The 6,170-nt window shown below is 65.2% G+C and carries 4 protein-coding genes; 1 reads left to right on the top strand and 3 read right to left on the bottom strand.

Features of this window, described 5'->3' with window-relative positions:
• Positions 1 to 255 precede the first annotated feature (255 nt).
• Positions 256 to 1,902 (bottom strand): chaperonin GroEL, encoded by a 1,647-nt coding sequence (gene groL / locus K7W03_RS19520; RefSeq protein ID WP_025549258.1) that lies wholly within the window; start codon positions 1,900 to 1,902, stop codon positions 256 to 258.
• Positions 1,903 to 2,003: 101 nt separating this feature from the next.
• The gene (gene groES, locus K7W03_RS19515; RefSeq protein ID WP_025549259.1) at positions 2,004 to 2,291 is read right to left on the bottom strand and encodes a co-chaperone GroES; all 288 of its coding nucleotides are present in this window, start codon (positions 2,289 to 2,291) and stop codon (positions 2,004 to 2,006) included.
• A gap of 434 nt (positions 2,292 to 2,725) precedes the next feature.
• Here groES and yghU point away from each other — a divergent pair, with 434 nt between their 5' ends.
• Entirely contained in the window at positions 2,726 to 3,595 is an 870-nt protein-coding gene (gene yghU, locus K7W03_RS19510; RefSeq protein WP_222887120.1) for a glutathione-dependent disulfide-bond oxidoreductase, read from the top strand.
• A gap of 268 nt (positions 3,596 to 3,863) precedes the next feature.
• Here the strand turns inward: yghU and ligA are convergent, their stop codons facing one another.
• Positions 3,864 to 5,999 (bottom strand): NAD-dependent DNA ligase LigA, encoded by a 2,136-nt coding sequence (gene ligA / locus K7W03_RS19505; protein ID WP_222887119.1) that lies wholly within the window; start codon positions 5,997 to 5,999, stop codon positions 3,864 to 3,866.
• Positions 6,000 to 6,170: the final 171 nt, after the last annotated feature.

Below are 6,170 nucleotides of genomic sequence, written 5' to 3'. Positions count from 1 at the left end.
CCGCCTGCAAAGCATAGGCCGGATCGAACGCTCGTCGAATATCCATAAGATTTTAGAGTGCTACGCCCACCCGCGCACAGGTCTCCTAAGGCAAGCGCCAGGCAAATAGGGCCGGACGCCCCCCCGCTTAAGCGAGGAACCTGACGATCGAAGACAGGAAAAGGCCGGTGGATCGCTCCATCGGCCTTTTCCGTTTTTTCCGGATTTGGACTCCCAACATCGCGGGCGAGCCAAGAGCCCGCCCGCAACGCGGTCTTAGAAGTCCATGCCGCCCATGCCGCCCATGCCGCCGCCGGGCATGCCCATCGGCGCCTTGTCGTCGGAGGGCAGTTCGGCAATGGTCGCCTCGGTCGTGATCAGCAGGCCGGCCACCGAAGCGGCGTCCTGCAGCGCGGCGCGGACGACCTTGGTCGGGTCGATCACGCCAGCGGCGACGAGGTTCTCATAGGTGTCGGTCGCGGCGTTGAAGCCCTTGGTCTCGTCATTTTCGCGCAGCAGGTTGCCGGCGACGACAGCGCCGTCGACGCCCGCATTGCTGGCGATCTGGCGCAGCGGCGCTTCGATGGCCTTGCGGATGATGTCGATGCCGCGGGTCTGGTCGTCATTGGCGCCCTTGAGGTCCTTGAGGGCCTTGGTCGCGTATAGCAGGGCCGTGCCGCCACCGGGGACGATGCCTTCTTCAACGGCTGCGCGGGTCGCGTGCAGCGCATCGTCGACGCGGTCCTTGCGCTCCTTCACCTCGACTTCGGTCGCGCCGCCGACCTTGATGACGGCCACGCCGCCAGCCAGCTTCGCCAGACGCTCCTGCAGCTTTTCGCGGTCATAATCGGACGTGGTGGTCTCGATCTGAGCGCGGATCTGCTCGGTGCGGCCCTTGATCGCTTCGCCGTCGCCGGCGCCATCGACGATTGTGGTGTTGTCCTTGTCGATGGTGACGCGCTTGGCGGTGCCGAGCATGCCGAGGGTCACGTTCTCAAGCTTGATGCCGAGGTCTTCGGAAATGACTTCGCCCTTGGTCAGGACGGCGATGTCTTCCAGCATGGCCTTGCGGCGGTCGCCGAAGCCCGGAGCCTTGACCGCAGCGACCTTCAGGCCGCCGCGCAGCTTGTTGACGACCAGGGTCGCCAGCGCTTCGCCTTCGATGTCTTCCGCGATGATGAGGAGCGGACGGCCCGACTGCACCACGGCTTCGAGGATCGGCAGGATCGACTGCAGGTTCGACAGCTTCTTTTCGTGGATCAGGATGTAGGGGTCAGCCAGTTCGACCTGCATCTTTTCCGGGTTGGTGATGAAGTAGGGCGACAGGTAGCCGCGGTCGAACTGCATGCCTTCGACGACGTCCAGTTCGAAATCGAGGCCCTTGGCTTCCTCGACGGTGATCACGCCTTCCTTGCCGACGCGGTCCATGGCTTCGGCGATCTTCTCGCCGACTTCACGGTCGCCATTGGCCGAGATGATGCCGACCTGGGCGACTTCGTTCGAACCGGCAACCGGCTTCGAGCGGGCCTTGATGTCCTCGACCACCTTGGCGACGGCGAGGTCGATGCCGCGCTTCAGGTCCATCGGATTCATGCCGGCGGCCACCGACTTCATGCCTTCGCGAACGATCGCCTGGGCGAGGACGGTCGCGGTGGTGGTGCCGTCACCGGCGATGTCGTTGGTCTTCGAAGCGACTTCGCGCACCATCTGGGCGCCCATATTCTCGAACTTGTCCTTCAGTTCGATTTCCTTGGCGACCGAAACACCGTCCTTGGTGATGCGGGGCGCGCCGAAGCTCTTGTCGATGACGACGTTGCGGCCCTTGGGGCCCAGGGTCACCTTGACCGCGTCGGCCAGGATGTCGACGCCGCGCAGGATGCGCTCACGAGCGTCACGCGAAAACTTTACGTCCTTCGCTGCCATGATCTTCTACCTCTCTTTGAGAATTGCAAATCTTGCGAAGTTCACACCGTTACAGGCACGAAAATCCGCCAAAAATAGGAATGACCGTCAGCTTCGCCGCTTTACGCGACGACGCCGAGAATGTCCGATTCCTTCATGATCAGCAGGTCTTCACCGTCGACCTTGACCTCAGTGCCCGACCACTTGCCGAACAGGATGCGGTCGCCGGCCTTGACGTCCAGCGGAGTGACCTTGCCGTCTTCCGACTTGCTGCCGGTGCCGACAGCGACGATTTCGCCTTCCTGCGGCTTTTCCTTGGCGGTGTCGGGGATGATGATGCCGCCGGCAGTCTTCTCTTCCGCCTCTACGCGGCGAACGAGAACGCGGTCATGCAACGGACGAAATGCCATGTTGATTGCCTTTCCCTCTTTACGACGTTGAATGGGAGGGGGGTGGAATCGCCACGCGACTCCGGCTCCTTCTCCCCGATGAACCCGTATCTGTTAGCACTCCCTGTCGGGGAGTGCCAGCGCCGTTTCATATGGACGGGAAGGCCGGACGATCAAGAGCCCCGTGCAAATTTTTTTCGTCCCGCCGCCCGCGACCGCAGCGCGAAAGACATGATGACGCGGGCGGCTATAGGCCTTTCCTGCCGGCAGAGACAGCCGGGGCAGCGACGAAATGCCTTCCACGTGCAAAAAATGCGACCAATGCAGCCGGGGCCGCCGCGCCGCCTTTTTTGATCATGCGGGGTTTGCACCGGACAGGGTCGATCCTTACCTAGCCCGGAGCGGCGGGCCCCTGCCCGCCCCATCCCGTTCCCGCCTTCGAAGGAGACGCCTGCATGACCGACACAGCCTATATTCCGCCGCGCGTCTGGACCTGGGACAAGGAAAGCGGCGGCGCCTTCGCCAATATCAACCGGCCGGTCGCCGGGCCGACCCATGAGAAGGAATTGCCGGTCGGCAAGCACCCGCTCCAGCTCTATTCGCTCGCCACGCCCAATGGGCAGAAGGTGACGATCATGCTGGAGGAGCTGTTGGCGGCGGGCAAGGACGCCGAATATGACGCCTGGCTGATCCGGATCAACGAGGGCGACCAGTTCGGCAGCGGCTTCGTGTCGGTCAATCCCAACAGCAAGATCCCGGCGCTGATGGACCATGGCGCCTCGCCGCCCCGGCGGGTGTTCGAATCCGGATCGATCCTGATCTATCTGGCCGAGAAATTCGGCGCTTTCCTGCCGACCGATCCGGCCAGGCGGACCGAGACGCTCAACTGGCTGTTCTGGCAGATGGGCAGCGCGCCGCTGCTGGGCGGAGGTTTCGGCCATTTCTTCGCCTATGCGCCGGAGAAGTTCGAATATGCGATCAACCGCTATACGATGGAGGCGAAGCGGCAGTTGGACGTGCTGGACCGGCAACTGGCGGGGCATGAATATATTGCCGGGGATGAGTATACGATCGCGGACATGGCGATCTGGCCCTGGTATGGCGGGGTCGCGCTGGGCCGGGCCTATGATGCGGCGGAGTTCCTCGATGTGCAGAGCTATGGGAATGTGCTGCGCTGGGCGAAGCAGATCGATGCGCGGCCTGCGGTGAAGCGCGGGCGGATGGTCAACAAGGCGAACGGGCCGCTGGAGGAGCAGCTTCGGGAGCGGCATGACGCCAGCGATTTCGATACGCGGACGCAGGACAAGCTGGAGGGGGCGGGTTGAGGATGGGAACCGGTCTTCCGATTGGGACGATGCGGTGACAGAAGCCCGGAGCGCGCGACGTGCTCCCGATCAACGCAGCGCGCTCTGAAGTTTACGGTCATTGGCCGCTCCCCTTTTCAGGTTCGAACCGCGCCTCGTTTGAAGGATCGGGGTGCGGGAACGTCCAGCAGGCGAAGTTGCGCGTGGGGCAGCCCCCCACCCCTCGGTCCCCTCCCCTGAAGGGGAGGGGAAGCGGTCAATGTCCCTGTTGGCCGGTCATCCGCCTGACCTATCCGGCGGCCTTGACGATTTCGGCCCATGCGGCTTCGTCGATCACATCGATACCCAGCGCGGCGGCCTGTTTGAGCTTCGAGCCCGCGCCGGGACCGGCTACCACCAGGTCGGTCCTGGCGCTGACCGAACCGGCGGCCTTGGCCCCCAGTCGTTCGGCCTGCGCCTTGGCCTCGTCGCGGCTCATGGTTTCGAGCTTGCCGGTGAACACCACCGTCTTGCCCGTGACCGCGCTGGCGGTGGTTTCGACCAGATAGTCGGGCGGGGAGACCTCCCGCAGCAGGTCGTTCCAGACTTCCACATTATGCGGCTCGTGGAAGAAATCGGCCAGGGCGTGGCCGACCGCCGATCCCACATTCTCGACCCCGATATATTCGGCTATCGCCTTGTCGAGGCGGTTGCGGAAGCGGGATTCCTCTTCCCCCTCCGCAGGGGCGGCGGCGTCGCGCAGCGCGATGATGCCGGCAGCGAGCGCGCTGATCCCCTCCAGCGTCGTATAGCGCCTGAGCAGGTCGCGGGCCGTCACCGCGCCGATATGACGGATGCCCAGGCCGAAAAGCAGGCGGGCGGCATCCGGCTGGCGCTTGGCCTCTATGGCGGCGAGGAGATTGTCGACGGACTTTTCCTTCCACCCCTCCCGGCCGAGCAGGTCGGCGCGGTGCGATTTCAGGCGGAAGATGTCGGCCGGCTCCGCGATCCAGCCCAGGTCGAGAAATTCCTGGATGCTCTTTTCGCCCAGCCCTTCGATGTCGAGCGCGGCGCGGCTGACGAAATGACGCAGCCGTTCGAAACGCTGGGCGGGGCAGATGAGGCCGCCGGTGCAGCGAATATCGACCTCCCCCTCCTCGCGCACGGCTTCCGAATGGCAGACGGGGCAATGATCTGGGAAAGCGAAGGGGGTGCGCGGTTCGTCGCGGGTGAGGTTGTCGACCACCTGCGGGATGACGTCGCCGGCGCGCTGCACGACGATGCGGTCGCCGGGGCGGACGCCCAGCCGCTCGATCTCATCGGCATTGTGCAGGGTGACGTTGGAGACGACGACGCCGCCGACGGTAACGGGGGTCAGGCGGCCGACCGGGGTCAGCTTGCCGGTGCGGCCGACCTGGATGTCGATGGACTCCAGCGTGGTCTGGGCGCGTTCGGCGGGGAATTTATGGGCGATGGCCCAGCGCGGAGCCTTGGCGACGAAGCCGAGGCGTTGCTGCCAGTCGAGCCGGTCGACCTTGTAGACGACGCCATCGATGTCGAAGGGCAGGTCGGCGCGGGCGGCTTCGACGGCGCGGTAGTGGGCGATGAGGGCTTCGAGCGTGTCGACGCAGGTGAGGCGGTCGGAGACGGGCAGCCCCCAGCCTGCGATAGCCTGCATGACGCCGAGCTGGGTTTCGGCGGGGACGGCGCTGACCTCTCCCCAGCCATGGGCGAGGAAGCGCAGGGGGCGGCTGGCGGTGACGGTGGCGTCCTTCTGGCGCAGCGAACCGGCGGCGGCGTTGCGGGGATTGGCGAACTGGCGGGCCTTTTCCGGGTCGTCGGCTTCGGCGGCGAGGCGCGCGTTGAGGGCGACGAAATCGGCCTTGGCCATATAGACTTCGCCCCGCACCTCGAACAGGTCGGGGACGGCTTGCCCGGTCAGGCGCTGCGGGATGTCGGGGATGGTGCGGACATTGGCGGTGACGTCTTCCCCCGTCGTGCCGTCGCCGCGCGTGGCGGCGAGGACAAGTTCGCCCTTCTCATAGCGGAGCGAGCAGGACAGGCCGTCGATCTTGGGTTCGGCGGTGAGGGCGACAGGGGCGTCTTCGGGGAGCGCGAGGAAGCGGCGGACGCGGGCGATGAATTCGGCGATGTCCTCGTCCGCGAAGCCGTTGTCGAGGCTCATCATGCGGACGGCGTGCTGGACCTTCCTGAGCGCGGAGGTGGGCGCGGCGCCGACCTGGGCATTGGGGGAATCGCTGCGGATGAGGTGCGGGAAGGCGGCCTCCAGCGCGTTATTCTCGCGGACCAGCGCGTCATAGTCCGCGTCCGCGATCTCCGGCTCGTCCTGATCGTGATAGAGCCGGTTGTGGCGCGCAATTTCGCGTGCGAGGCGCATCAGGCGGTTGGCGGCTTCGGCTTCGGTCATTTGCGTGGGGTCGGTCATGCGCCTCTCTTTAGCGCCAGCATCGCGATGCGGGTAGCGGTTATGGGCGGCTCGACAGCCGTCAACTCTCTATCGTCATCCCCGCGCAGGCGGCGATCCATCTCCCCACCGCTGTAGTTGAGGCTAGGTCAGGAGATGGGTTCCCGCCTTCGCGGGAATGACGGAGTTGGG

The sequence above is a fragment of the Sphingobium sp. PNB genome (genome assembly GCF_019873065.1).
In the GTDB taxonomy this organism is placed as follows: domain Bacteria; phylum Pseudomonadota; class Alphaproteobacteria; order Sphingomonadales; family Sphingomonadaceae; genus Sphingobium; species Sphingobium fuliginis.
Note: the sequence above shows the minus strand (reverse complement) of the source record. Positions and strands in the feature narration are given on the sequence as shown.